General features: G+C 64.5%; 30 protein-coding genes and 1 tRNA gene. 12 read left to right on the forward strand and 19 right to left on the reverse strand.

The genetic code is table 11. From position 1 onward, the window contains the following. The first annotated feature begins 170 nt into the window (after positions 1 to 170). Complete coding sequence (locus L858_RS19765; RefSeq protein WP_238564930.1) at positions 171 to 686, forward strand: hypothetical protein; 516 nt, start codon at positions 171 to 173, stop codon at positions 684 to 686. 36 nt (positions 687 to 722) lie between these two features. After that, on the forward strand, positions 723 to 998 hold the full coding sequence (locus tag L858_RS0106335; protein ID WP_022682310.1) for a hypothetical protein: 276 nt from the start codon (positions 723 to 725) through the stop codon (positions 996 to 998). Between the two features lie 24 nt (positions 999 to 1022). Here L858_RS0106335 and L858_RS0106340 read toward each other — a convergent pair whose 3' ends face one another. Further along, on the reverse strand, positions 1023 to 1337 hold the full coding sequence (locus L858_RS0106340) for a hypothetical protein (RefSeq protein ID WP_022682311.1): 315 nt from the start codon (positions 1335 to 1337) through the stop codon (positions 1023 to 1025). 72 nt (positions 1338 to 1409) lie between these two features. Beyond that, positions 1410 to 1931: a MarR family winged helix-turn-helix transcriptional regulator gene (locus L858_RS0106345; protein ID WP_028055871.1), complete on the reverse strand. Its 522-nt coding sequence runs from the start codon at positions 1929 to 1931 to the stop codon at positions 1410 to 1412. A gap of 129 nt (positions 1932 to 2060) precedes the next feature. On the opposite strand from L858_RS0106345, the gene L858_RS0106350 reads away from it, so the two are divergent. Both L858_RS0106350 and L858_RS0106355 read left to right on the forward strand, forming a co-directional pair. Continuing rightward, positions 2061 to 2135: transfer RNA gene (locus L858_RS0106350), tRNA-Gln, on the forward strand. A gap of 129 nt (positions 2136 to 2264) precedes the next feature. Next, entirely contained in the window at positions 2265 to 3050 is a 786-nt protein-coding gene (locus tag L858_RS0106355) for an SIMPL domain-containing protein (RefSeq protein WP_022682312.1), read from the forward strand. 5 nt (positions 3051 to 3055) lie between these two features. Here L858_RS0106355 and fdhD read toward each other — a convergent pair whose 3' ends face one another. From fdhD to L858_RS0106385, 6 genes are all read right to left on the reverse strand, one after another. Then, positions 3056 to 3850: a formate dehydrogenase accessory sulfurtransferase FdhD gene (gene fdhD / locus L858_RS0106360; RefSeq protein WP_022682313.1), complete on the reverse strand. Its 795-nt coding sequence runs from the start codon at positions 3848 to 3850 to the stop codon at positions 3056 to 3058. 10 nt (positions 3851 to 3860) lie between these two features. Then, on the reverse strand, positions 3861 to 4166 hold the full coding sequence (locus L858_RS19770) for a formate dehydrogenase subunit delta (RefSeq protein ID WP_022682314.1): 306 nt from the start codon (positions 4164 to 4166) through the stop codon (positions 3861 to 3863). 10 nt (positions 4167 to 4176) lie between these two features. Then, entirely contained in the window at positions 4177 to 7023 is a 2847-nt protein-coding gene (fdhF, locus tag L858_RS0106370) for a formate dehydrogenase subunit alpha (protein ID WP_022682315.1), read from the reverse strand. Then, the gene (locus L858_RS0106375) at positions 7020 to 8597 is read right to left on the reverse strand and encodes an NADH-ubiquinone oxidoreductase-F iron-sulfur binding region domain-containing protein (protein ID WP_022682316.1); all 1578 of its coding nucleotides are present in this window, start codon (positions 8595 to 8597) and stop codon (positions 7020 to 7022) included. The genes fdhF and L858_RS0106375 overlap by 4 nt, the downstream gene beginning before the upstream one ends. Then, positions 8594 to 9046: an NAD(P)H-dependent oxidoreductase subunit E gene (locus L858_RS0106380; RefSeq protein ID WP_022682317.1), complete on the reverse strand. Its 453-nt coding sequence runs from the start codon at positions 9044 to 9046 to the stop codon at positions 8594 to 8596. Before L858_RS0106380 ends, L858_RS0106375 begins: the two co-directional genes overlap by 4 nt. Before the next feature lie 109 nt (positions 9047 to 9155). Next, positions 9156 to 10058: a LysR family transcriptional regulator gene (locus tag L858_RS0106385; protein WP_022682318.1), complete on the reverse strand. Its 903-nt coding sequence runs from the start codon at positions 10056 to 10058 to the stop codon at positions 9156 to 9158. 124 nt (positions 10059 to 10182) lie between these two features. On the opposite strand from L858_RS0106385, the gene L858_RS0106390 reads away from it, so the two are divergent. Together L858_RS0106390 and L858_RS0106395 are read left to right on the forward strand one after the other, a co-directional pair. Continuing rightward, positions 10183 to 11097, forward strand: coding sequence for a dimethylarginine dimethylaminohydrolase family protein (locus tag L858_RS0106390; RefSeq protein WP_202951356.1), 915 nt, complete (start codon positions 10183 to 10185; stop codon positions 11095 to 11097). A gap of 10 nt (positions 11098 to 11107) precedes the next feature. Next, on the forward strand, positions 11108 to 11857 hold the full coding sequence (locus tag L858_RS0106395) for a dienelactone hydrolase family protein (protein WP_037504429.1): 750 nt from the start codon (positions 11108 to 11110) through the stop codon (positions 11855 to 11857). Positions 11858 to 11989: 132 nt separating this feature from the next. Here L858_RS0106395 and L858_RS0106400 read toward each other — a convergent pair whose 3' ends face one another. Continuing rightward, the gene (locus tag L858_RS0106400) at positions 11990 to 12688 is read right to left on the reverse strand and encodes a pirin family protein (protein ID WP_028055873.1); all 699 of its coding nucleotides are present in this window, start codon (positions 12686 to 12688) and stop codon (positions 11990 to 11992) included. Between the two features lie 116 nt (positions 12689 to 12804). On the opposite strand from L858_RS0106400, the gene L858_RS0106405 reads away from it, so the two are divergent. Then, on the forward strand, positions 12805 to 13734 hold the full coding sequence (locus L858_RS0106405) for a LysR family transcriptional regulator (protein WP_022682322.1): 930 nt from the start codon (positions 12805 to 12807) through the stop codon (positions 13732 to 13734). After that, positions 13727 to 14326: a TMEM175 family protein gene (locus L858_RS0106410; RefSeq protein WP_022682323.1), complete on the forward strand. Its 600-nt coding sequence runs from the start codon at positions 13727 to 13729 to the stop codon at positions 14324 to 14326. Before L858_RS0106405 ends, L858_RS0106410 begins: the two co-directional genes overlap by 8 nt. Here the strand turns inward: L858_RS0106410 and L858_RS0106415 are convergent. From L858_RS0106415 to L858_RS19780, 8 genes are all read right to left on the reverse strand, one after another. Beyond that, entirely contained in the window at positions 14323 to 15024 is a 702-nt protein-coding gene (locus L858_RS0106415) for a YoaK family protein (protein ID WP_022682324.1), read from the reverse strand. The two genes, L858_RS0106410 and L858_RS0106415, sit on opposite strands and share 4 nt — an antisense overlap. 105 nt (positions 15025 to 15129) lie before the next feature. Then, entirely contained in the window at positions 15130 to 16482 is a 1353-nt protein-coding gene (locus L858_RS0106420) for an alginate export family protein (protein ID WP_022682325.1), read from the reverse strand. Continuing rightward, positions 16475 to 16897 (reverse strand): DoxX family protein, encoded by a 423-nt coding sequence (locus L858_RS0106425; protein ID WP_028055876.1) that lies wholly within the window; start codon positions 16895 to 16897, stop codon positions 16475 to 16477. The genes L858_RS0106420 and L858_RS0106425 overlap by 8 nt, the downstream gene beginning before the upstream one ends. 97 nt (positions 16898 to 16994) lie before the next feature. Beyond that, positions 16995 to 18920 carry an amidohydrolase gene (locus L858_RS0106430; RefSeq protein WP_022682327.1) on the reverse strand — a complete coding sequence of 642 codons (1926 nt, stop codon included), beginning with the start codon at positions 18918 to 18920 and terminating at the stop codon, positions 16995 to 16997. Then, positions 18917 to 19111 carry a DUF1427 family protein gene (locus L858_RS19775; RefSeq protein WP_022682328.1) on the reverse strand — a complete coding sequence of 65 codons (195 nt, stop codon included), beginning with the start codon at positions 19109 to 19111 and terminating at the stop codon, positions 18917 to 18919. Before L858_RS19775 ends, L858_RS0106430 begins: the two co-directional genes overlap by 4 nt. Positions 19112 to 19136: 25 nt before the next feature. Next, a complete protein-coding gene (locus L858_RS0106440; protein WP_022682329.1) occupies positions 19137 to 19976 on the reverse strand; it encodes an alpha/beta fold hydrolase in 840 nt (279 codons plus the stop codon). Positions 19977 to 20039: 63 nt separating this feature from the next. Then, a complete protein-coding gene (locus L858_RS0106445) occupies positions 20040 to 20699 on the reverse strand; it encodes a hydrolase (RefSeq protein ID WP_022682330.1) in 660 nt (219 codons plus the stop codon). Positions 20700 to 20757: 58 nt separating this feature from the next. After that, positions 20758 to 21303 (reverse strand): hypothetical protein, encoded by a 546-nt coding sequence (locus L858_RS19780; RefSeq protein ID WP_022682331.1) that lies wholly within the window; start codon positions 21301 to 21303, stop codon positions 20758 to 20760. A 38-nt stretch (positions 21304 to 21341) separates the two neighbouring features. On the opposite strand from L858_RS19780, the gene L858_RS22405 reads away from it, so the two are divergent. Further along, the gene (locus L858_RS22405) at positions 21342 to 21467 is read left to right on the forward strand and encodes a hypothetical protein (protein ID WP_022682332.1); all 126 of its coding nucleotides are present in this window, start codon (positions 21342 to 21344) and stop codon (positions 21465 to 21467) included. A 25-nt stretch (positions 21468 to 21492) separates the two neighbouring features. Here L858_RS22405 and L858_RS0106455 read toward each other — a convergent pair whose 3' ends face one another. Continuing rightward, positions 21493 to 22383, reverse strand: coding sequence for an EamA family transporter (locus L858_RS0106455; RefSeq protein ID WP_022682333.1), 891 nt, complete (start codon positions 22381 to 22383; stop codon positions 21493 to 21495). A gap of 111 nt (positions 22384 to 22494) precedes the next feature. Between L858_RS0106455 and L858_RS0106460 the strand changes: the two genes are divergently transcribed. The 3 genes from L858_RS0106460 to L858_RS20945 all read left to right on the forward strand — a co-directional run bounded on the left by L858_RS0106460 (position 22495) and on the right by L858_RS20945 (position 25471). Further along, entirely contained in the window at positions 22495 to 22971 is a 477-nt protein-coding gene (locus tag L858_RS0106460; RefSeq protein WP_022682334.1) for an Lrp/AsnC family transcriptional regulator, read from the forward strand. Between the two features lie 558 nt (positions 22972 to 23529). Further along, a complete protein-coding gene (locus L858_RS19785) occupies positions 23530 to 24915 on the forward strand; it encodes a site-specific DNA-methyltransferase (RefSeq protein WP_238564931.1) in 1386 nt (461 codons plus the stop codon). Between the two features lie 46 nt (positions 24916 to 24961). Continuing rightward, entirely contained in the window at positions 24962 to 25471 is a 510-nt protein-coding gene (locus L858_RS20945) for a DUF5681 domain-containing protein (RefSeq protein ID WP_022682336.1), read from the forward strand. Positions 25472 to 25767: 296 nt separating this feature from the next. Here L858_RS20945 and L858_RS20950 read toward each other — a convergent pair whose 3' ends face one another. Continuing rightward, complete coding sequence (locus L858_RS20950) at positions 25768 to 26088, reverse strand: hypothetical protein (protein WP_051132609.1); 321 nt, start codon at positions 26086 to 26088, stop codon at positions 25768 to 25770. Positions 26089 to 26191: the final 103 nt, after the last annotated feature.

Consider the following 26191-nt stretch of genomic DNA (forward strand, 5'->3'; position numbering starts at 1 on the left):
AATCCCGGCGCCCTCCTTTCCCGATAAATCCCCACCGCACATTGCCCCGGCCAAATTCACTCATGTAAATTTCGCCTGCCTGCGGCGCGGATGCCGCACGTTTCATCGGCGGGTCGGAACCCGTGCGATGCTCAGACGATTTCTCCCGCCTGGACATGGAGACTTCAAGCATGAGGGACATGAACGCCAAGCAGATCAGCTTCGGCCTCGGGCTCTTCTCGATCGCGCTGGGCTTGGCCGAAATCGCAGCGACACGCCGGATCGCGGGCGCGCTCGGCAATGACCATAAGGCCGGGCGGACGACATTGCGCGTCTTCGGCGCCCGCGAGATGCTGGCCGGTGCCGGACTGCTGGCGGCGCCGGCGCATTCGGCGCTCGTCTGGAACCGATTCGCGGGCGACCTCATGGACCTCACAGCCCTCGGCCTCGGCGCCCGGCGTGCCCCACGCAGCCGCGCGCTTTGGGGCGCGGTAGCCTTCGTTGCGGGTGCGACGCTCCTCGACGCCTGGGTCGCGCGCTCGCTCGACCGCACCACCGGCAGCACCTTCCCCAGCAGAACGCGGTCGCCGAATGACCGGTCCACGCGCCCGGCACCGAGCCGCCGGCGGCGGGGTGGTGGCCATGCGACGACCATCGAGCCTGACGACATGCCTTATGTGCAGGCGCCGGCCATCACGCACCACTAATCGCGCGAGTGACTGAGACACGGGAGAGAAGCTGAGATGATACGTAAACTGGCACTGCTGGCGGGCGCGGGCTACCTCGCCAAGAAATGGCTGGACCGGGATCGTGCCGGCTCCAACCGCTCGGCTCACGGGGCTGGGGCCGCGCATGTCGGCCATGCCCCGACCGACCTGCTCGGCGACACCCATCCCGACGGATCGCAGCGCGCGGAAGAACATTTCCGACCCGATCCGACCGCCCCTGTCAGCGCGGAGGATCGCGAAAGCCTGCGCCCGGTCACGGCACCAGCGCCTCATGATCCTCCGGGGCGTTGAGGAGCGGTCCCGCCCTTTCCTGCCCTAGTCCGTCTTCAGATCATTGCCGGCGCGCTCCATGGCGGAGCCTACGTCATTGCGGGCATCGCGCGCTTCGCGCTCGGCGTCGCGGGATGCATTGTCGGCGGCCGTTCCCAGCCGGTCCGAACCCTCGTCGAGCGCGCTACCGGCGCGGTCGAGGCCGTTGTCGATCTTTTCACCGGCGCGATCGACGGCATTGTTGACATCGTCGCCGATCGCGGAGCCGGCGTTTTCCAGGCTTTCAGCAGCCTTCTCAGAACACGCGGCCGTGCCCGCGAGCGTCAAAACGGAGATAGCGGCCAGTAATCCTTTGCGCATTATCGATCCTCATAGCTGTCGACAGAGACGGATAAGCGCCGCCGGAGCGATAAGGTTGCGCGGACAGAGCGGCTATCGCCCCCGGAGGCCGAAAACCATCGATCGATCCTGATCGGGAATCAGCCCCTCCAGAACGCGCCAGAACCCGGTGACGGATCCTTGCCCCGCCTGCGCATAAGCTGCCGCCATCTTCTCCCGCAAAGCGCGGAAAAGCTCCGCCTCCAGCGCCGATCCCGCCGGGCTGAGACGCAGCAGCTTTTGCCGCCGGTCATTGGCGCCCTGCCGCGTTTCGATATAGCCCCGCTCCACCAGATCGTTCAGCACTCGGCCCAGCGACTGTTTGGTGATGGCGAGCAGGCGAAGCAAGTCCTTGACGGTAAGATCGGGCTGACGAGAGATGAAATACAGCGCACGATGATGTGCCCGCCCGAGCCCCTGGGAGGCCAGCCCCTCATCGATCGACCGGGTCAGCGCCGAATAGCCGAAGTACAGCATCTCGATGCCCCGGCGAATCTCATCCTCGCGCAGGAAAAGCGGCGACGCGGGTGCGATCTGCGACTGCGCCAGGGGCGACGGCGAACTTTGAACGGGCATGCCAGCAAATCCAGGCCGGAAGGAAGAAAGGAAGCGCGCATATTGGCAACCATCAAGAGCGATGACTAGGCTTTCCTTTCGCGCAACAGACGCTATATGGCGGTCCGCGTCGGAAATATCCGACGCTGCTGGGGCGTAGCCAAGCGGTAAGGCAGCGGTTTTTGGTACCGCCATGCGCAGGTTCGAATCCTGCCGCCCCAGCCAAGTTTTTGTCCCGGTTCTCAGCGCCCCTTCGCGCTCTGTGCCGCATTTCGCTCCCTGCTAACCACCACAGAGCATGCAACGGAACCGCGACGAGAACGTTTCGGCTGCATAACAGCGGAGGAGATGCTCATGAAATGGTTGCCATTCGTGCTGCTTGCGGCAGGTGCGGCATCGGCCGGGCAGGCGCAGATCAGCGCGGCCAGCCCGGTTCTGGCACCGGAAGAAACTTTGCTGATGGTCAGTGGAGAGGGACAGAGCCGCAGGATTCCCGACGTCGCCATGTTTTCCGCAGGCGTGGTGACGCAAGGAAAGACGGGGGGCGAGGCTCTCTCCGCCAACGCGACGCGGATGGATGAGGTGGTGGCAGCGCTTAAGCGCGCGGGTATCGCGGACCGCGATATCCAAACCTCCGCCTTGTCGCTGCAGCCGCAATATAGCAATCCCGAGCAGGAGGCGCAGTTGAGAGCGCGGATGACGCGGGAGCCTTATGTCGCGCCCGCTCAGCCGCAGGCCCCACGCATCATCGGCTATGAGGCGCGCAACAATGTCCAGGTGCGCGTCCGCAATCTCGGGGGCATGGGGAAGATCATCGACGCGCTCGTGGCGGCGGGCGCCAATCAGGTGGACGGCCCCTCCTTCACCCTGGACGATCCCAAGGCTGCCCTTGACGAAGCGCGGGTCGAGGCGGTGAAGGACGCTCGCGCGCGGGCGGAGCTTTACGCTCGCGCCGCCGGGCTCAGGGTCCGGCGCATTCTCTCGATCTCCGAAGGGGGCGGCTATTATCCGGTCCAGCCGATCGTCGTGACCGGCCGGATGGCCGGCGCGCCGCCGCCACCGCCGCCGCCCAGCCCTGTCGCTCCGGGAGAATTGACGCTGGGTGCGACCGTGTCGATGCAGGTTGCGCTGCAGCGCTGATCCGTTCAGCGGCGTGCCAGCAAGGCGTCGCTCCGGGCCAGGACCACTAGCGGCAGCCCCGCCTGGGCGGCACGCTCCGTAGCCAATCTGGTGGGGGCGGAAATGGTGACGAGCAAGGGGCAGTCCGACAGCACCGCCTTTTCGACCAGTTCGTAGGAGCAGCGCGACGATAGAAGCGCAAAGCCGCCATCCCATTCCGCGCCCATCCGACGCATGGCGCCCACCAGCTTGTCGAACGCATTGTGCCGACCGACATCCTCGCGCGCCAGACGGATCCCCCCATCCGCGCCGACCCATGCGGCGGCATGGGCAGCGCCCGTCGCAGCGTTGAGCGGCTGATGATCGGGCAGATGCGTCAGAGCGCGGAAGATCGCCTCCCGATCTGCGGCTGATCGCGCGCTTACCCTTGGCAGCGGGCGGATCGCCTGTTCCAGATTCTCTATGCCGCAAATGCCGCAGGAGGATTCAGAAGCCCGATGACGCACGCGCTCCAGCAGAGCCGGGGTTCGGCCCTGCGGCAAGGTTGCCCGTGCGACAATGCCTTGGTCAGTCACATGGGCGTCGACATCGAAAGGCGCGTCTTCCGGCCCGATCAGCCGCTCGGCAAGGGCAAAGCCCAGGACCAGGTCGGGAATATCCGCCGGGGTCGCCATCAACACCGCATAGCCGATGCCGTTGAACTCGATCGCGACCGGCACTTCGTCGGCGAGCAGGCGATCGACCGGCTCGGTTGTCCCGTCGCGCGTCAGCCGGTCGAATGAGAGCCGGACTAGCGGCGCGCCTTCGGCTTCCCCCTCCATCAGGAAATTGTCAGCCGGCGTCGCAATGACCTACCTCGTCCACCGCGTTGAACTGCGCGGGATTGGGCCCCGCTGGCGTCCTTCCCTGCGCCAGACGCGCGACCGCCGCTGCGACCGGGGGCGACAGGCTGTCGGGATGATCGCGCGCTATAGCGACGATCTGGTCCTTCATATGCGGGTCCCAATAGCTGGTCAGATGCTCGGCCAGTGCAGTCACGGTCCGATCCTCGCCCAGGGCCGCAAAATTGCGGGCGATCTGTTCGGCCATATAGACCAGCCGCTGCGTCGTGGACATGACATGGGGTTCGTCACTCATGCCCGTCACCCTACTCCGCCGCTGCCAGCGGAACAACTCGGCGGCTGTTGCGCGCCTGGCTTGCATAATCCTGCTGCCATTCGCTGGGGCCGTTCGAGGCCGAAACCTGTACCGCCGTCACCTTATATTCGGGGCAATTGGTGGCCCAATCGGAAAAGTCCGTCGTGATGACGTTCGCCTGTGTTTCGGGATGGTGGAAGGTCGTATAGACGACGCCCGGCGCGACCCGCTCGGTGATGAGCGCGCGCAGCGTCGTTTCTCCCGCCCGGCTGCGCAGCGTCACCCAGTCGCCATCCTTGAGGCCGCGATTTTCCGCATCGCTCGGATGGATTTCCAGCCGGTCCTCCGGATGCCAGGCGGTGTTGCTGGTCCGCCTTGTCTGCGCGCCGACATTATAGTGCGACAGGATGCGTCCGGTGGTCAGCAGCAGCGGGAAGCGCGGGCCGGTCTTCTCGTCGGTCGGCACATAGTCGGTGACGACGAACTTGCCCTTGCCGCGCACGAAGCCGCCGATGTGCATGGTGGGCGTGCCGTCCGGCGCGGCCTCGTTCGCCGGCCATTGCAGCGACCCCTCCGCCTCCAACCGGTCATAATGCACGCCGGCAAAGGTCGGGGTCAGCGCCGCGATCTCGTCCATGATCTGCGCGGGATGGTCGTAGCTCCAGCCGAGGCCCATGGCGTTGGCGACCAGCTGCACGATCTCCCAGTCGGCATAGCCGTTGAGTGGCGCCATGACCTTGCGCACCATCTGGATGCGCCGCTCGGCATTGGTGAAGGTGCCGTCCTTTTCCAGGAAGGTCGATCCGGGCAGGAAGATATGGGCGTAATTGGCGGTTTCGTTCAGGAACAGGTCCTGCACCACCACGCACTCCATCGCCGCCAGCCCCGCCGCGACATGATGGGTGTTGGGATCGGATTGCAAAATGTCCTCGCCCTGGATGAATATGCCTTTGAAGCGGCCGTCCGTGGCGGCATCCAGCATGTTGGGGATGCGCAGGCCCGGCTCACCGTCCAGCGTCACGCCCCACGCCTGTTCGAACAGCCCGCGCGTCGCGTCGTCCGACACATGGCGGTAGCCGGAAAATTCATGCGGGAAGCTGCCCATGTCGCAGGCGCCCTGCACGTTATTCTGGCCCCGCAGCGGGTTCACGCCGACCCCTTCGCGGCCGACATTGCCAGTCGCCATCGCGAGGTTGGCGATCGCCATGACGGTCGAGCTGCCCTGGCTATGCTCGGTTACGCCAAGACCATAGTAAATCGCGCCATTCCCGCCCGTGGCATAGAGCCGGGCAGCGGCGCGGACTTCCTCCGCCTTGACACCGGCCAGCGGTTCGATCGCTTCGGGAGAGCGGGCCGGTTCGGATACGAAGTCAGCCCAATCCTGGAACTCATCCCAATCGCACCGCTCGCGGATGAACGCCTCATCATACAGCTTCTCGGTCACGATCACATGGGCGAGCGCCGTCAGCATCGCGACGTTGGTGCCGGGGCGAAGCGGCAGATGATGCTCGGCCATGACGTGGGGCGATTGCACCAGATCGGTGCGGCGCGGATCGATGACGATCAGCTTCGCACCCTGCCGCAGGCGCTTTTTCATGCGGCTCGCAAAAACCGGATGCCCGTCGGTCGGATTGGCGCCGATCACCAATATCACGTCGGCTTTCATCACGCTGTCAAAGTCCTGCGTGCCCGCCGACGTGCCGAAGGTCTTGCTGAGGCCATAGCCCGTCGGCGAGTGACAAACGCGCGCGCAGGTATCGACATTATTGTTGCCGAAGCCCTGCCGGACCAGCTTCTGGACGAGGAAGGTTTCCTCATTGGTGCAGCGGCTGGACGTGATGCCGCCGATGCTGCGCGTGCCATATTTCGCCTGGATGCGGCGGAACTCGCTCGCGGTGTGAGCGATCGCTTCCTCCCAGGACACCTCGCGCCAGGGCTCGCTGACCGATGCTCGGATCATGGGGTTGAGGATGCGGTCCTGATGCTGGGCATAGCCCCAGGCGAAGCGGCCCTTGACGCAGCTATGTCCGCGATTGGCTTTGCCCTCCTTCCACGGCACCATGCGCACCAGCTCCTCACCCCGCATCTCCGCGCGGAAAGTGCAGCCGACGCCGCAATAGGCGCAGGTGGTGATGACCGCGCGGTCGGGCGTGCCGATTTCCACCACCTTCTTCTCGATCAGGCTCGCGGTCGGGCAGGCCTGCACGCAGGCGCCGCAAGACACACATTCGGAACCGAGGAAGTCCTCACCCTGCGAAGGAGAGACCTTGGACTCGAAGCCCTTATTCTCGATCGTCAGGGCGAAGGTGCCCTGCACCTCCTCGCAGGCGCGCACGCAGCGCGAACAGACGATGCACTTGCTGGGATCGAAGTCGAAATAGGGGTTCGACTGATCCTTCGCCTGCCCCATATTGGTCGCGCCGTCATAGCCGTAGCGCACGTCGCGCAGGCCCACCGCGCCCGCCTGATCCTGCAACTCGCAGTCGCCATTGGCGGCGCAGGTCAGGCAGTCCAGCGGGTGGTCGGAGATGTAAAGCTCCATCACGCCGCGGCGCAGTTGCTTCAGCCTGTCGGTCTGGGTGCGCACCACCATGCCGTCGGCGACCGGCGTGGTGCAGGACGCGGGATAGCCCGCGCGCCCCTCCACCTCGACCAGGCAAAGCCGGCAGGAACCGAAGCTTTCCATATTGTCGGTGGCGCAGAGCTTGGGGATGGAACAGCCCGTCAGCGAGGCCGCGCGCATGATGCTGGTGCCTTCGGGCATGGTGGCGCTCTGCCCGTCGATCGTGAGCGTGACGGACTTGCCGGTCGCAATAGCTGGCGGGGTGCCATGATCGGTTTCGCGGGAGAAGGTCATTCCGCAGCTTCCTTTGCCGGTGCGGCCGCACCAAAATCCTCGGGGAAATAATCGAGCGCACTCAGCACCGGATAGGGCGTGAAACCGCCCAGCGCGCAGAGCGAGCCATATTTCATCGTGTCCGCCAGATCGCGCAGAAGGCTGGTCTGCGCCTCGATGGAAACGTCGATCCGGTCCGGCGAGCGGGAATAGAGCGCCTTGCCCAAATATCCGCCATTCGCCTCGGACACGGTTACCGGTGCGGCATCGCGGGCCCCGATGATCCGATCCATGATCTCCACCCCGCGCGTCGATCCGATCCTGCAAGGCGTGCACTTGCCGCAGCTTTCCGCCGCACAGAACTCCATGGCGAAGCGTGCCATATGCGCCATGTCCACGCTGTCGTCGAACACGGTGATCCCGGCATGGCCAATCAGCCCGCCCGCCTGCGCGAAGGCTTCATAATCGAACGGCAGGTGGAACATCGAGGGCGGAAAATATGCTCCTAGCGGTCCGCCCACCTGCACCGCCCGCACCGGACGGCCGCTCGCGGTGCCGCCGCCAATCTCATTCACCAGCTCGCCCAGCGTGATGCCGAAGCCGATCTCGTAAAGGCCGCCATGGCGCACATTTCCCGCCAGCTGCACCGGCATGGTTCCGCGTGACCGGCCGAAGCCCACGGCGGCATAAGCGTTCGCCCCCTCCGCCAGGATGAACGGCACGGCGGCCAGGCTCAGCACATTGTTGATGACCGTCGGCTCGCCGAACAGCCCTTGCAAGGCCGGCAGCGGCGGCTTGGCGCGTACCTGTCCGCGCTTGCCCTCGATACTGTCGAGCAGCGCCGTCTCCTCACCGCAGACATAGGCGCCCGCGCCCTCGCGCACTTCCAGTGTGAAGGGCGCGATCAGATGCGCGCTGGCATCGATCGCCGCGCGCATCGTCTTGATCGCATAAGGATATTCGGACCGGATATAGATATAGCCATGGCCTGCGCCCACGGCATGGGCGGCGATCGCCATGCCCTCGATCAGGCAATAGGGATCGCCCTCCATCAGCATCCGGTCGGCGAAGGTACCGCTGTCACCCTCGTCCGCATTGCAGACGATGAACTTTGTGGAGGAGGCCGCCTCCAGCACGGTCTGCCATTTAATGCCGGTCGGGAAGCCCGCCCCACCACGCCCGCGAAGGCCCGACGCCTTGACCGCATCGACCACGGCCTGCGGAGACAAGCCGCGCGCCTTCTCCAGTCCCTGCCAGCCAGCGTGCGCTGCGTAGTCGGCAAGGCTCAGCGGATCGATGATACCGCAGCGCGCAAAGGTAAAACGCTGCTGCCCTGCAAAGAAGGGCAGCTCCTCTACCCGGCCCAAGCGCTGGGCATGGCTGCCAACCAGCACCGCCGCAACATCCCGCGGCGCGATCGGACCGAAGCCGATCCGCCCTTGCTCCGTCTCCACTTCGACCAGCGGCTCGATGCTGAACAATCCTCGCGATCCGGTGCGCACGACTTCGCAGCCCGCCTCCGCAAAGGCACGCGCGACATCGTCCGCACCCAATGCCGCCGAGGCCATGTCCCGGCTGATGAAGACGCGCGTCATGCCGCCACCTCGACCGCAATCTGCTCCAGCACAGCCCCGTCGATCCGCGCCACCGGCCGGCCGTCGACCAGCGCATTGGGGCCGATGGCGCACAGGCCCAGGCAATAGACCGGCTCCAGCGCCACCTGCCCGTCCGCCCTCGTCTCGCCCATTGCCACGCCCAGCCTGTCCTGCGCCTGAACCTCCAGCGCGGCGGCGCCACGCGCCTGGCAGCTTTCCGCCCGACACAGCTTCACCACATGCCGACCGGGCGCCCTGCGGCGAAAATCATGATAGAAGGTGATGACACCATGCACGTCGGCGCGGCTGAGATTGAGCGCCTTGGCAATCACCGGCACCAGCGCGTCATCGATATAGCCTGCCTCTTCCTGGATGGCATGCAACAACGGCAGCAGCCGGTCGCGCGCGGCGCCGTTTGCAGACAGCCAGGCGCCGATAAACTCTTCCATACAGTCCTACCCGATACGGCTGGCCTTTTAGGCCTGTTGCGCCGGCAGGGTGGAGGCTTGGCAACACCCCGTCAAATTGAAGGGTGCAATGATTGATAGCGATCTTCTATCACATGCTCCCGAAGCCCCGGGGCAGCCGCAAATCCCGCGCCACACTCAGCACCGCTTGCGCCAGCGGCCCCATGGGAGCGCTGTCGGACACGATCACACCGACCCGGCTGCCCTCGCCCATTTCTGGCAATTGGGCCATTTTCGCCCAGGCAAGGCCCGCCAGCAAGGTCGCGTGATTGTCCGGGATGATCGAACAAAGCCCGCCCTGCTGCACCAGCGCCAGAAGCGCGACATAGCTGTCGGCGGTGACCCGTGGACGCAGCGCTAAGCCTCGTTCAGCAAGGCGCGCGTCTAATATTCGCCGGTTCTGCATCCCTTGGTGCAGCAGGCAAAGCGGCAGTTCCGCCAGCGCCTCCCAGTCGAGCGGGTCGGGGATCGGAACGCCACCCACTGCAGTCACCAGCATCGCCCTTTCCGCATAGAGCGGCACCGACAGCGCGTGGGCCGGCGGCTCGAAGTCCAGATAGGTGAGCCCTGCATCCAGTTCGAACGCCGCCAGTTCGCGCTCGATCTGCCGCGATGTCATCGCCCGCACGGAAACATTGAGGCCGGCATGACGGGATTGGAGCGCCGCAATCAGACAGCCGACCGCCGGCATGGAGGCAGGAATGGCACCCAGCCGAACCTCTCCCTTCAGCGGGCCGCGCACCGTGTCCGCCGCTCGGCCGAGCGCATCGGCAGCCGCTACCAGTTGCCTCGCCCAGGGCAGGATCGCCTCCCCCACCCCGGTCAGGCCGATGAACTTCCGGTCGCGCTGGATCAGCCGTTTGCCGAGCTGCGTTTCCAGCGTGGCGATGCCCACCGACAGCGTCGGCTGGGACACGTTGCAGGAGGCGGCGGCGCGGGCGAAATGCCGCTCCCGTTCAAGCGCCAGGAAATATTCAAGAAGTCGGGTCTGCATGCCGCGCTTATAGGGCGCCGCCCGTGGCTTTCATAGCCAAGGTCTATCGTGTCAGGGCCCCTCGTCCGATATTTCGTCGGAACGTCGGGAGGGCCAGGCCGTTTTCTTTGGTCAGGAGATGATCATGAAAGTCGATTTCGGCGCATTTGAAGGCACAGGCCAATTTTACTGTCCGCCCGAGAGGCTCGTCAGCCATGTCTTGGCAGAAGCCGATCGCCTGACCGACGTCATCCTCTGCCCGCCCGACCATCTGGCTCCCGTACCATGCTGCACCGTCACGCGCCGGCATATCGACCAGGGCTTTGCGACGAGCAGCAATGAAGCGCAGCGCCAGCACGCCGCGCTGGTCGCCACGCTGGAAGGTCGAGGCATCCGCTGTCACATGCTGCAACCTTCTGCCGACCTGCCGGACATGTGCTTCACGCGCGATATCGGGGTTTCGACGCCCTGGGGGATGGTCGCGCTCAACCCAGCCATGCCGCACCGTCGGGGCGAGGTCGACGCTTTGGTCGAGGCATGCGGCCGATGGGGCCTGCCGATCCGGCGAATCAGTCGCGGCATGATCGAGGGCGGAGACATCTGCGTGGCGCGGGAGGGGCTGCTCATCGTCGGCCTGTCGGGCGAACGCAGCTCTGCTGCGGGGATCGACGAGTTCGCCCGCCCTTTTCGCGCCGCCGGATGGGAGGTGCTGGTCTGCCCCTTCCACGCCGACCATCTCCATCTCGACACGATTTTCTGCATGATCGACCGGCACGAAGCGATTGGCTGCGTCGATCTGCTCGACCCAGCGTTCATCCGGGCTATTGAGGAGCGTGGGATAGCGATCAGGCCCATGCCCGCCGCCTTCGCCGCGTCGCTCGGCTGCAACATTCTCGCCCTGGGGGACAAGCGAATTCTTGCCAGCAGTGCCGACGATCTCGTCGTGACGACGTTGCGCGCCGCCGATTATGAGGTTCTCACACTCGACATCTCGCAATTTGCGGCATGCGGCGGCGGAATCCACTGCCTGACGCAACCATTGCGGCGGCTGGGCGCGTGAAGGAGCAATGATGAGCCCCGCATCTGACAAGCGCGACCCGGGAGAGCCCTTTCCCTATTATGACGGCGACATAGCGTTGCAGGGTGAGTTGTTCCCGCCTGCGGCGCCGGCGAACGGCCGAGCGGCGCTGGTCGTGCATGAGGCGGACGGCATCGGCGGCAATGTGCGGCGTCACTGCCATGATCTCGCCAGTCGGGGCTATTTCGCGATGGCGGCCGACATGCATGGCGGCGGCCAGCCGCTGAAGGGCGAAGCGATGGCGAACGCGTTGCAACGCTTCCGCGAAGAGCCCGATCTCGTGCGAGGCCGTGTCGACGCAGGCGTCGAAGCGCTGCAGCGCATTTCGGGGGTCGACCTATCGGACAGCGCGGCCATCGGCTTCTGTTTTGGCGGTTTCGCCGCTCTCGAACTCGCGCGTTCCGGCGCCCCCATCGCGGCGGTCGCCAGCTTTCATGGCCTGCTCAGCACGGCCCGCAAGGCGAAGATCGGCCAGGTCAAGGCACGCGTTGCGGTCTATACCGGCGCGCGCGACCCTCTGGTACCTGCGCAAGATCTTGGTACCTTTCAGCAGGAAATGGATGCGGCCGATGCCGACTGGCAATTGGCGATCTATGGCAACGCCCTGCACAGCTTCACCAATAAGGATGTCGATGCGCTGGGCGACCCCCGCATGGCTTATGATGAGCGGGCGCATCATTCGTCGTGGAGCGCCATGCTGGGCTTCTTCGATCAAAGCCTCGGCCTCGCCACTCCGCGTTGATCCTGGTGATCATTCCAGCGAGAGCCGCCAGGTTTCGCTGTCAGCCTCCTGCCGAAAATGCAGACATCCCTATTGCCGAAACCCCAGCGCAGCAACGGGGCGCGGCCATCAACCGCACCCCGTTGCCTCGCGTCAAGCCGCATCGACCATCACGATCTCGCTATCCTGGATCGCCGTGACACGAATGACATCGAGGTCGCTGAGCGCCACTCCATCGCGAGCGTTGACCCGAACATCGTCGATCTGGACTGCCCCCGTGGCTGGCACCAGATAGGCCTTGCGGTCGCGGCCGATCGAATATTCCGCCGTCTCCCCAGCCTTGAGTGTCGCAGCCACGACGCGCGCGTCGGTTCGGATGGGGAGCGCATCCTTGTCATCGTCATAGCCCGAGGCGACCGTCACGAACTGACCGGCGCGGTCGCCCTTGGGAAAGGGGCGAGCACCCCAGCTCGGCGCATCCCCGTTGCGGGTCGGGATGATCCAGATCTGGAATATCCGCGTGGTCACATCCTCCAGATTATATTCGGAGTGACGGATGCCGGTGCCGGCGCTCATCACCTGAACGTCGCCCGCCTCGGTGCGCCCTTCATTGCCCAGGCTGTCGCGGTGCGTGATCGCGCCCTCGCGGACATAGGTGATGATCTCCATGTCCCGGTGCGGGTGTTGCGGAAAGCCCGTCTGGGGCGCGATGGTGTCGTCGTTCCAGACGCGCAGGTTGCCCCAGTGCGTCCGGGCCGGGTCATGATAGCCTGCGAAGGAAAAATGATGCTTGGCATCGAGCCAGCCATGATTTTCTCCACCGAGGCTGTCAAAGGGGCGCAGTTCGATCATCATTCGTCTCCTCATGCGGGCGGCCGCTTGGCCGTCCTGATGGAGCCGATTTAGCGCTTGCCGGCTTTCTTGCTCAGTGGGATAAAAGCGACCGAACCGTTCGAGGAAATAGAAAAGTGCATAATCCGGGCACACCCACTTTCGACCAGTTGCGCATATTTCTGACGATCGTCGATACAGGCAGCTTCGCCGCGGCCGGCCGGAAGCTCAATCGCGCCGTGTCGGTGATCAGCTACGGCATCGCCAATCTGGAAGCGCAGCTTGGCCTCATCCTGTTCGAGCGGGAGGGTACGCGCAAGCCGCAGTTGACCGTTGCGGGGCGTGCGTTGCTGGCGGAGACCCGCAGCATATCGGACGGCATCGACGGCCTGCGGGCGAAGGTTAAGGGGCTGCTCGACGGGCTTGAAGCGGAAGTGGATTTGGCGGTCGATGTAATGCTGCCTTCCGATCGGCTGGGGAAGGTGCTGCGCGCATTCGCAGCGGAATTCCCCACCGTGAAGCTGTGCCTGCATGTGGAGGCCTTGGGTGCGATCACCTCCATGGTGCTGGATCGGCGGGCGCAGGTCGGCATATCGGGACCGCTCTCTGCCGGTGTCGAGGGGATCGAGAGCATGGCCGCAGGCTCGGTACCGATGGTGCCGGTCGCCGCGCCCGATCACCCGCTCGGCCGTATGGACGTGATCGCGCCGGGCGCCGGGCGCAACTATACGCAACTGGTCCTAACCGATCGCTCCCGCTTTACCGAAGGGCAGGATTATTCCGTGTCCAGTCCCAAGACCTGGCGCCTGGCGGATCTGGGCGCGAAGCACGCCCTGCTGCGAGAGGGTATCGGCTGGGGAAACATGCCGCTTCCGATGATCAAACCGGACTTGGAATCGGGCGCCCTGTTGCGGCTGTTCATGCCCGATCATATCGGCGGCACCTACCGCTTCTCCGCTATCTGGCGACGGGACGCTCCTCCGGGACCTGCGGCGTCCTGGCTTCTTGGCCAGTTCGTGGCCCTTGGCCAGGATGACACCGAACTGGAGGGGATGGGGGATGTCTGAGCCAAGCGAAGGCGGCATGAAGTCGGGCCGGCTGGAGGCGTTCACCGACGGCGTCGTCGCGATCATCATCACCATCATGGTGCTGGAATTGAAGGTGCCGTCGGACGGCACGCTGGCCGCGCTGTCGCAGAGCCTGCCGATCTTGCTCGCCTATGTGCTCTCCTTCGTCAATGTCGGCCTCTACTGGAACGTCCATCATCATCTGATGCAGGCGACCGGCAGGATCGACGGCAAGGTGTTGTGGGCGAATCTTTTCCTGCTGTTCTGGTTGTCGCTGGCGCCGTTCGTCATCCGCTGGCTCGACGAAAGCCACTTCGCGCCGATGGCGACCGCCGCCTATGGCGTGGTCATGGGGCTGGCGGCAGTCGGCTATCAACTGACCGAACGCGCGATCATCGCCTGCAACGGGCAGGATTCAGCGCTCGCCCGCGCCATCGGGTCGGACATGAAGGGCAAGGTGAGCCTGGCTCTCTACCTGATCGCCGTGCCGGCCGCCTTCTTCGCGCGGCCGGTGGCCTTTGCCCTCTATGTCGCGGTTCTGCTGCTGTGGCTGGCACCTGACCGGCGGATCGAGCGGGCGCTGCGGGACTAGGCGGCGGCTTCCTTGGCGGCGGGGTGCAGCATGCAGGCAAGCGTTCCCCCCAGAACAAGCGCGCCGGCCAGCAGAAGCGGCACCACCAGCCCGCCACGGGTGACGAGCAGCGCACCCACCGCCGCGCCCAGGAAGATGGCCGCGATGCTGCCGATCCTGCGGCCCCAATTGGGATTGCTTCCCCCCGCGAGCGTCGAATCGGCGGCAAGACCCGTCACTGTAAGGGTCAGCACCGTCGTCGTGAGGTCGGGCACTTTGAGCTGGCGGATGGTGGCGTTGCGAAAGCCCATGGCAAGGCCGGTAAGCGCGATGATGGCATAGACGCTGGACCCGGGGGTCTGGCTGGCGACATCGAACTCGAGGGCCACGCCGGCCGCGATCCACAGCAAGGCAGCCTCGACCGCTGCCGCCACCAGCAGCCAGCGCCGCAACGGCAGGCCGGCATGCCCCTTCCCCACCCGCCCGGCGACTAGCGCGCCGATCAGGAAGGCCGCAATCGCCGCCAGATAGGGCGCCACGCGAAAACCGGTCGTCCCTGCCGCCGCGAACCCCAGAAAGACGATGTTTCCCGTCATGTTGGCGGTGAAGACCTTGCCCAATCCCAGCACGCTGATCGCATCAACCAGTCCGGTGGTCACGGACAGCAGCAACAGCAGCCAGGGCAGCGGCGCGATGGAGGTTGGGGAAGCGGGCGTCATGGGATTCTCCGGAAAGAATGGGGTTGTGCGGCTCGCATAGGGAACGGATCAGGATCGAGGCAGTCGAATAAGCTTGTCTCGTCCGTTCGAGATAATGGAACGGCGTCAGTAACGGAAATTCGCTTCCAGCCCGAGCATCGTGATCGTCCGGGCCGGCCCCGTCTCGCGAATATAGGCACCAGGCGCGAAGGCGGAGAGCGAGGTCGAAAGCTCCAGTTCCGGGGTCGCCTGCCAGCTAAGCGACGCTTCCGCCTGCTTGCCGATGAACCGCGCCGTCGCGCCACCGGGTGCCCGGATGAGGTTGCCGGGAATGTCGTAGATGCCGTCGCCCTTGCTGGCGCGCCAATAGGCCATGGCCGCGAGGTCAAGCGACAGGTCGTGGCGCAGCGCGAAGCTGGCGCCGGGATGCAGGTTGATGATGTTATAGGGGCCGATCGGCGATAGCTCCCCGAAATATTTGCCCTTGGGAAACAGCGCGTTGAAGGTGCCGAGGCGGCCGTCGTCGGCGCGCTTGTCGCCGCTTATGATGTTGAAACGCATGGTCGCACGGGGTTGCAGCGGCAGAGCAGGAAATTCCCGCGCAATCTCCGTGCCGAGCGTCCAGGCCCGGATTTCCTGCCCTTCGAACCGGCCGAACTGCACCACCCCTTCGACATTCCAGCGCCATTCCGCCGAAGCGCCATGCACGCGGAGCCCCATGCTGTGGCGCAGTTCCCGCCCTTCGATCCCGCCGAAGCTTGCGGCACGATTGCGATAGCCCAGATAATAGGCGTCCAGCCCCGGCCACGCGGCATAGATGCCCCACAGCGCCCTGGTCGGCGAGGTGCGATCGTCGAAGCTGCCCGGGCGCGCCTGCACTGGCCTTACCGCAAAGACGCTGAGCCTGGCACCGCCCTCGCGAAGGTCCGCCCGCACCCCATCGAAGGCGAGCGGAACATTGGGGCCGTAGCGCGTCCCGATCAGCCGCTCGGTCCCGAGCGAGAGCATCTGGCGCCCGCCGCGCAGCGTGACGGCTCCTGCCTCCACCTCGACAAAGCCCTGAAGCAGGTCCGCCCGCGTCTGGTCGATCGGGCTCGCCGCGGGCGCCACACCGACCGCATGGGCGGCGATCGGCTGTACGAAAGCGCGCAGCTTCCCCAGATGCAGATCGACATAGGGCATCGCGCGCGTCCAGAGATAGGCATCGTCAGGCGCTGCCGCCCCGCCCCAAAGATTGTTGCCGAAGCTCTCCAGCCGCGCGCGCAGTTCCAGTCCGGTTCCAACCCAGGCACTGCCATCCTCATTCAGAGGAACATGCTTCAGTTCCTCCGTCCACCGCCCGCCACTCTGCTTGCTCCAATCCTCGTCATAACGGGTGTTGGTGAGCGTCGGCGGCTGCCAGGCTTCGCGCGGCTGCGCCGCTGCCGGCGTGGCGAGCAGCAGCAGCTGCAGCAGCTGCAGCAGCAGCGGCTTACGCATCGCCATGCCGGCGGTGCGACAGGATAGCGGCCAGAGCAAAGCCGCCGATCAAACCGATATGTTCGAAAAAGGCGTTGGTCGCCATGAAACGCGCCTGTCCTTCCATTGCCCAGAAATTATTGGCGACGAGCGCGGCGAGCGCGGTGAACATCCCCAGCATGCCTGCACCCAGCCAGACGAGCCGGTCGGCCAGGATCAGCGCCGGTCCGATCAATTCCACCGCTATGGTCAGCGCGGCAAACAGGGCGGCGGGCTGGAGGCCGAAATGCGCCTGCTCGGCAACGGCCCCCTGCCAGTCCCCCAGCTTGACAACCCCGCCCAGAATATAGGGACCGGTGAGCGCCAGGCGGGCAAGGAAGGATGTTGCAGGCCAGGAGAGAACAGCGGCAATCGAGCGGGGCATTTCGTGGGACATGGCAATTCTCGTCCGTTCGCAGCGCCGGGGCGGCGAAGCGGGATATTCAGGGAAGGAAGAATTGGCTCCCCCGCCATGGAGGAGCCGGTGCATCAGGTCAGACCGCCCAGCAGCCGCAGCCCAGCGCGCCCCAGAAGCTCTGGACGTCGACGGCAGGAACGCTGGCGCCGAGCGCGGCGGCATGGTCGTGGCCATGTACGCCGCAGGATGAATGGCAACCGCAGGCGGACGCCATCTTCCGCGTGGTTTCGTCCCGACGATAATAGCCGCCGAAGGTCGCGACCGGCGACCAGTCGGGAATCGCCTTGGGCGCTTCAGGAGCGAGCGGGCCGAAATCGCCCTCACCGTAGACGATCTTGCCGCCAAGCACGGTCAGCACCGACCGCAGATGCGCGATCTCGCTTTCGGGCACGCTGAAATAATCATCCGACAGCAGCGCCAGATCCGCAAGCTGTCCAGCCTTGATCTGCCCCTTCTTGCCCACCTCATTGGAGAACCATGTATTCTTTTCGGTCCAGAGGCGCAGCGCAGTCTCCCGATCCAGGCGGTTACGTACCGGATAGAGGGCAAGACCACCGACCGTCCTGGACGTCACCAGCCAGCTCAGCGAAACCCAGGGATTATAGCTGGCAACCCGCGTGGCATCGGTTCCCGCGCCTACGGGCACACCTGACGCCATCATCCGCTTGATCGGCGGGGTCGCCTCCGCCGCTTTGGCGCCATAGCGTTCGACGAAATATTCGCCTTGGAACGCCATGCGGTGCTGCACCGCGATGCCACCGCCAAGCGCCGCGATCCGGTCGATATTGCGCTCGCTGATGGTTTCGGCATGGTCGAAGAACCAGTTGAGCCCTTGAAGCGGAATGTCGCGATTGACCTTCTCGAACACGTCCAGCGCTCGCCCGATCGTCTGGTCATAGGTGGCATGCAGGCGCCAGGGCCAGCGGCGTTCGGCGAGCAGTCGAATGACCGGTTCCAGGTCCCCTTCCATTTCCAACGGCATGTCGGGCCGGGCGACGCGGAAATCCTCGAAGTCCGCCGCCGAATAGACCAGCATCTCGCCCGCGCCATTGTGGCGATAAGTATCATCGCCATCGCCCGGCTTGATCTGCGTCGACCAGCTGGCAAAGTCCTTCAGCTCTTCCTTCGGCTTCTGCGTGAAGAGATTATAGGCGATGCGCAGCGTCAGTTCACCATCCTTGTGCAGCTTATCGATGACTTCATAGTCGTCAGGATAGTTTTGTGATCCGCCGCCCGCGTCGATGACACTCGTGACGCCCAGGCTATTAAGTTCCCGCATGAAATGCTTCGTCGAATTCAGCTGGTAATCTTGCGGAAGCTTGGGCCCCTTGGCGAGTGTGGAATAGAGGATCGTCGCATTGGGCTGAGCCAGCAGCAAGCCGGTCGGGTTACCCGCCGCATCGCGGACAATCTCCCCGCCCGGCGGGTTGGGCGTGTCCTTGGTGTAGCCGACCGCCCGCAGCGCGGCGGCGTTGAGCAGCGCGCGATCATAAAGATGCAGGATGAAGACTGGCGTGTCGGGCGCGGCGGCGTTGATCTCGTCCAGCGTGGGCAGGCGCTTTTCGGCGAACTGATGTTCGGTGAAGCCGCCAACGACGCGCACCCATTGCGGCGGCGGGGTATTTTCGGCCTGCTTCTTCAGCATCGCCATCGCCTCGGACAGGCTCGGCACGCCTTCCCAGCGCAGTTCCATATTATAGTTGAGCCCGCCACGGATCACATGGATGTGACTGTCGATCAGCCCCGGGATCAGGCGGCGCCCGCGGGCGTCAATAACGGTAGCGTCGGCGGCAGCGGCTGCCCGCACCTCGCCTTCCATCCCGACCGCCAGGAACTTGCCACCACGGATGGCGACCGCGTCGGCGACCGGATTTTCTCGGTCCAGCGTCGTAACCTTGGCGTTGATGATGATGAGGTCCTTGGGGCTCATGGCGAAACTCTCTGTGGCGGTCAGTAGGGCGGTGGTGGCGGCGCTCGCCAGTGCTTGCCGGCGCGTGATCATGCGCCGCCTGTCCGATTCGAAGGCAGTTCGCCAAGCAGGTGGTGGGCAAGCGGAACGACCTGCTCGCCCAGCAATATTCCCGCCAGCCCGATGAGGGCGATCACCGGCGGGGCGGGAGAACGGACGCCGAGCATGCTGTAGACGATGCCGACCAGCAATCCGGCGCCCAAGGAAATGAAATAGGGCTTCATGACGTCCGTCCTTCCCTCGCTTCGCTCAGGCCTGGATGAAGGCGAGGATGTCGGCGTTCAGGACATCCGCGTTCACCGTCAGCATGCCGTGCGACAAACCCTCATAGACCTTGAGCGTGGCATTCGGCAGCAGTTCGGCCTGAAGCACGCCCGCATTCTTGTAGGGAACGACCTGGTCGTCATCGCCGTGCAGCACCAGCGTCGGCACGGTGATCGCCTTCAGATCATTTGTCTGGTCCGTCTCCGAAAAGGCCTTGATGCCCTCATAATGGGCAAGCGCGCTGCCCATCATGCCCTGACGCCACCAATTGTCGATCACAGCGGTCTTCACGTCCGCGCCGTCACGGTTGAAGCCGTAGAAGGGGCCAGCGGCGACGTCGCGGAAGAACTGGGCGCGGTTCGCGGCAAGGCCAGCGCGCAAACCGTCGAACACGTCCATCGGCAAGCCGCCGGGATAGCGATCCGTCTTCAGCATGATCGGCGGAACGGCGCTGACAAGGACGGCCTTGGCAACCCGGCCCTCCGGCAATCCATGGCGGGCGACATAAGCCGCCACTTCGCCGCCTCCGGTCGAATGGCCGATGTGGATCGCATTGCGCAGGTCCAGATGCCGGGCGACGGCTGCGGCGTCGGCGGCGTAGTGATCCATGTCATGGCCAAAGTCCACCTGTGCCGAGCGGCCGTGGCCGCGGCGATCATGGGCAACGGCCCGATAGCCCTTCGACAGGAAGAACAGCATCTGCGCGTCCCAGTCGTCGGAGGAAAGCGGCCAGCCATGGTGGAACATGATCGGCTGGGCATCCTTGCTGCCCCAGTCCTTGTAGAAAATCTGCGTGCCGTCCTGCGTGGTGACATAGTTGGTCATGGAGCGTTCCTTTCGGAGGAAGAAGAGCGGGTGGCCGGTTCCAGGCCACCCCTCATTACCAGATCAGTGCGCGCCTTCGGAGGCGTTGAACATGGTCTTGGCATAGGTGATGCCAAGGCCATAGGCGCCGCCCCACTTGCGGGCGATGCCGGTGGTCATGTCGTAGGTTTCGGTCCGCGCCCAGTCGCGCTGAAGTTCGAGCAGATATTGGAGCGAAGTGATCGGACGGGCGCCCGCCTGGATCATGCGCTCGACGGCGCGCTCATGCGCTTCCTCGCTGATGTCGCCGCTGGCGTCGGTGATGACATAGACCTCGAAGCCCTGCTCGATGGCGGACAGCACCGGACCGACGATGCAGACGCTGGTCCAGAGGCCGGCGAAGACGAGGCGATCCTTGCCGATGCGGTTGACTTCTTCGATGACGGCGGCGTCTTCCCAGGTGTTCATGCTGGTGCGGTCGAGCATCGGCTGGTCGTGGAAGGCTTCGGTGATCTCGCTGAACATCGGCCCGGAAAAGCTCTTCTCGGCGACGGTGGTGAGGATCGCGGGCACGTTGAAGCCGGCGGCGGCATTGGAAACGAGCGCGGCATTGTTGCGCAGCAGTTCGGGCGCGATCGACTTGGTGGCGAAAGCCATCTGCGACTGGAAGTCGATGAGGACCAGCGCGTGATTGCTGGGCGAAAGCAGGGCTTTGGCGGGAGTGGGCGTGGCGGTGATCGTCATGATGCTGTCCTCTTGGGTGATGGTGAGCTTGTGAGAGCAGGGATAGCCACAGAAGGAACTACGACAAAGCCGGATAAATTTGTCCGATCTGTTCGAGAAAGTAGAAAGCAGCGTTGCGCCGGATATTAGGCGCCCGGCCAATCGTCACGAAAAGCCCTCCCTCGCCGCTCAACTGATGCACCCAGCCGAGTTGCGCCAGAATATCCTCCAGCCACCATCCCCCTTCTTCCGCGCTGGTCAACGCCTGATCGGCAGCACCGCCACCCAGCAAGGCGCTTGGCACGGCGCGGACATAGCCAATGCCGTTCGCCGCGAACCAGCGACGCACCTCCGCCAAGCGGTGCCGATGCTCTTCGGGATGATGATATTGATCGCGCAGCCATGCCTTGTGCCGCTTGGCTTGTTCCCGTCGCTCCGCCAAGGCCCGGTCGCCAGGCACCCAGCGCCCGCCACTTGCCAGCGCAACCAAACGCGGGAGCCGGTGCGGCAAGCGCGCATAGCTATTGTATAGACCCAATATGACCAGCCCGCCGCGCCGCGCCAGCCGCGCGACAGGAGCGAAGACCCGCCGGGATCGGGCGCGTGGTGCAACACGCCGGAGCAATAGATGATATCGAACGATCCTGCTCGAAGGCCGGGACGATGCAAGCCCGCCTCGACGAAGCAGACCTGGCCGATCCCCAAATCGACCGGCAGGGCGGCCTGCTCGTTGCCGATGACGTGGCCGGCGTGGTGTGGCGGGTGATTGCAGCCAGGACAGAAGGCTAGCGGGGCTACAAGCTGACGGGCGGCTCTATGGCTGATCGACTTTCTCTCCTGATCCGGACGTCATGGCCGTCCCGATCGAGGCGCAGATGATCAGTCCAATCGCGAGCCATTGTGAGCGCGTCAGAACTTCGCCCAGCAGCAGCAGCGCCATCACCGCCCCGACCGCGGGCTCGGCGCTCATCAGGATACCGAAGCTGTTCGCGGGCAAGCGGGGCAGGGCCACCATCTCCAATGAATAGGGTATCGCGCTGGAGACGATCCCCACGCCCAGGCCGAGCAGCAGCGCTTCAGGGCTGAGCAGCGCAGGTCCGGCCTGCACGATCCCGACGGGCGCCACCAGCAGCGCCGCCACGATCATGCCGCCCGCGGAAGCGGCCGCTCCGTGGATGCGGCCAGCGTGTCGGCCGACAAGGATATAGCCCGCCCAGCACACCCCCGCGACGAGCGCGAGCGCAATTCCGCGCCAGTCGAGTTGGGACGCACCGCCCCAGAGCGGCAGCAGGCTACCCATCCCCAGCACGGCGAGGCCGATCCAGAGAAAGTCCAGCTTTCGCCGGGATGTGAATAGGGCGACAGCCAACGGCCCTGTGAACTCGATCGCGATCGCAAGCCCCAGCGGGATAAAGGCGAGCGCGTTGTAGAAGGAGAGGTTCATGATGCCGAGCGTGACGCCATAGGCCAGCAAAGGTCGCCAACCAGCCTTCAGGTCCAGCCGCCAAGGCCGGAACGCCATCGTAAGGATGATCGCGCCGACGATGAGCCGCAGCGTCGTGGCTCCATCCGGCCCGACCAACGGGAACAGGCGCTTGGCAAGCGTCGCGCCGCAGGTCACGGACAATAGCGACAGGGAGAGCGCGCCGGTGGCAACAAAATCCACGCGCCGGGAATTGGCGCGCGGCGCCGCGAGACTGGTCATAATGCACTCGGTTAATGGCTGAACGCGGCACAGCTACCCGAGCGGCGTTGATAAGGGTGCTCAATTTCAGCGTTTTTGCGATAAAATTTATCGCGTATCGCGCGAGCTGCTATGAAAGTTGATCCCCTCGATTCGTTCGATCGGAAGCTGCTGGAACTGCTGCAAGCCGATGCGCAGCAGCCCGTCTCTGTTTTGGCGGACGCTGTGGGCTTGTCGCCGCCCGCCTGCTACCGCCGGATCCGGCGACTGCGCGCGAGCGGCGTGATCGAACGGGAGATCGCGGTCGTTCGCCCAAGGCAAGTCGGCTGGCCCCTGTCGATGATCGTGCTCATTTCGCTGGAACGTGAGGACGCCCATACGCTCGACGAGATGATGGAAATTTTCCGCAATGAGCCCGAAATTCTGGAGGCCTGGAACGTCACCGGCGACCATGACTTCGCGCTGCGCATCGTCGCGCGGGACATGGAGGGATACGACGATCTTGCCCAGCGCCTGTTCGCTGCCAACGAACGCATCCGCACCTTCAAGACCCTTGTGGTGATCCGCGAGGTCAAACCGCTCAGTCCAGTTCCGGTGAATGACGTCTGACATGGGCGCGGCACGGCCTCACCCCCGGCGCCCCCCCTTCCCGGCTACGCAGTATCATCGATCGCAATGCCGTTCGCGCCCCCCATGAAGGCAAGTTGCGCGAGGCTTCGCAAGAGCTTGGGTGAAGCGTGGTGCAGGACGCAGTCTAGAGCGAACTCGTCTCTGGGACGGATTTCCCTGCCAAGGCCCGTTTAGCAGGGAATTTTGTGCAATCGCTGGGAATTGCACCACTTTGCACCTCTTGGAAAGCACGGATTCCTGCGGCTTTCACGGGCAAATTCCCTGCGCACGCTCACAGGGAATTTTCTCCGCCCAGCAGGGAATTCACCGACCCTGCAGCCGCCCACCACTGGGCAGCGACAAGGATGCAGACAGGGACCGGCTGATCTGCTAATGAACCCGCACCTCGAGCAGATTGTCACCCGGCCACCGGGTTAGGACGCAGCATGAGGACAACCAACTGTCGCTTCACGATGTGAGGCGGGAGGTCGGCTGTCCGCACCTGTGTCCGGCATCTGCTTCCCGTGTCCTTCGTGCAGCGGAACGAAGGACATGACTGTGAACACACATCGTAAACGTACGCGGGCGGCCAAGCCCGCTAGCCTCTCCAATATCGAACGCTCGCTTGGGCCGATCGTCCATCTCCCCATCAGTCAGCTTAAAGCCTATGCCGGCAATCCGCGCCGGCACCCCGAAAAGCAGTTCGTCAAAATCATGGCGTCCATTGCTGAGTTCGGCTTCACCATCCCGGTGCTGGTTGACCCCGATCATGTAATCATCGCGGGTGAAGCGCGCGTCGAGGCTGCGCGGCGCCTGGGCTTCACCAGCCTTCCGGTCCTGGTGGCCGCGGACTGGTCACCCGCGCAGGTGCGCGCCTATCGCCTTGTCGACAACCGCCTAACCGAACATGGCGAATGGGACAGGTCGATGCTGGCGGTCGAGTTCGCCGCCATCATCGAGATTGGCGAAATGCCCATCGACATTCTCGGCTGGGAGATTGGCGAGATCGACGTCATTCTTGAGGAGCAGGAAGAGTCGCCGTCCGAGGACCCCGCCGACGCGATCGAGGCACCGCCCGCCCTGCCGGTCACGCGCCCAGGCGACATTTGGCTGCTAGGCAAGCACCGGCTGATCTGCGGCTCCTCGCTCGACGGCGCGGTGTGGCAGGCGCTGATGAACGGCCAGACCGCCGCCATGGCGTTCACGGATCCGCCCTATAATGTTCCGGTAAATGGCCATGTGTCGGGCTTGGGCAAGGTGAAGCACGCCGAGTTCACCATGGCTTCGGGCGAGATGAGTCCGGCAGAGTTTACCGCTTTCCTCACTGACTTCCTGCGCGAACTCGCAAACCATGCCGCCGACGGCGCCATCATCGACGTCTGCATGGACTGGAGGCATCTGAAGGAGCTGCTGATCGCCATAGAGGCGGCCGGCTTGTCGCTCCTCAACCTTTGTGTGTGGTGCAAGACCAATGGCGGCATGGGTTCGCTCTATCGCTCGCAGCATGAGCTGATCCTCATAGCCAAGAAGGGCAAGGCACCGCACAAGAATAATGTCCAGCTCGGCGCCCACGGTCGATATCGCACCAACACCTGGAACTACGCCGGGGTCAACAGCTTCTCCAAGAGCCGAATGGCCGATCTTGGCGACCATCCGACGGTGAAACCAGTGGCACTGGTTGCTGACGCCATCCGCGATGTGACCGATCCGGGCGACATCGTCACCGACGCCTTCATGGGATCGGGCACGACCATGCTCGCGGCGGAGCGCACCGGCCGTGTCGCTTATGGGGTGGAGATTGCGCCCGGCTATGTCGACGTCGCAATCCGGCGTTGGGAAACCATGACCGGCCGAGAGGCAACGCTCGCAAGCACCGGCGCCACCTTCAGCGAAACCACCCGCGCCAGGGTCCAGGACGAGCTGCCTGAGGAGGCCGCCGAATAGGCGGCCCTTACTCGATCAGATCACCTCATTCCCAAGGACCCGATCCATGTCTTCAAACGATGACGCTCCCAACCGTCCACCCGTCCGTGTCCGCATCAGGCAGCGCCCGCCTGCCCTTGATCAGCCGCCTGTCACGCGGCCGGATAGCTTCGAGGCTGAACCTGGTTACGCCGTGGGCTATAAGAAGCCGCCGGTGCACAGCCGCTGGCAAAAGGGTCAGTCCGGTAATCCGCGAGGACCCAAGAAGCGACAGAAGAGCCTCAACACCATCGTCCGCGAGATCATGACCGCCCCGATCAGCATTCGGACGGGGGGCCGTGATCAGGTCATGAGCCGTGCCCAGGCGCTGGTTCTTAAATCCGTGGAGGCCGCATCCAAGGGCAACGACCGCGCCCTTGACCGACTGCTGCGCCTCTATGCGGCCGCCATGCCTGATGATGGCGGCGGTCAGACTGCGGTGGCTAGCGAGCAACCCTTGAGCGCGACTGACGAGGCGACGCTCGCAGCGTTGCGCGACATTTTGATGGCAGAACAGCAAGCGGAGGGTGGACAATGATCTCGGACCGCAACCTGTTGGCCGCCGGGCAGCGATCGCGTCTCTGCCTGTTTGTGATGAAAGTATTCGAGCTTCTTCATCCCGGCGTCCCCCCTCTCCTGTTGAGCTGGCATATTCAGGCGATGTGCCATGCCCTGGAGGAGGCCTATCACGGATCAGGCGGCAGGCTGGTCATCACCGTCCCGCCGCGGCATCTTAAGTCCGTCACGACCTCAGTGGCCTTCGTCGCCTGGATGCTCGGGCATCGCCCGGACATGAAGATCATGGTTGCAAGCTACAGCCAGGATCTGGCGCGGCTACATGCCAATTACACCCGCAGGGTCATGGAGAGCGCCTGGTATCAGGCGCTCTTCCCTGCGACCCGCATCAGCGAGCGGGGCAATCGCGCGCTGGAGGTTGAGACAACCGCTGGCGGCGCGCGCAAGGCTGTGTCGGTAGGCGGCTCGATAACCGGGTTTGGCGCCGACATCATCATCGTGGATGACTGCATGAAAGCGGACGAAGTGCGCAGCCAGGCCGTGCGCGACGAGGTCAAAGCCTGGTTCGACAACACGCTCCAGACCCGCTTGAATGACAAAGCGACGGGACGCATCGTCTCGATCCAGCAGCGGCTCCATGAGGATGACCTACCCGCCTATTTGCTCGACAAGGGCTATGACCATCTCAACCTGCCCGCGATCGCCGAAAAGGAGGAAGTGATCTCCATCGGTAGGGCAGGAC

The organism is Sphingobium bisphenolivorans (assembly GCF_000412635.1).
Classification (GTDB): Bacteria; Pseudomonadota; Alphaproteobacteria; order Sphingomonadales; family Sphingomonadaceae; genus Sphingobium; species Sphingobium bisphenolivorans.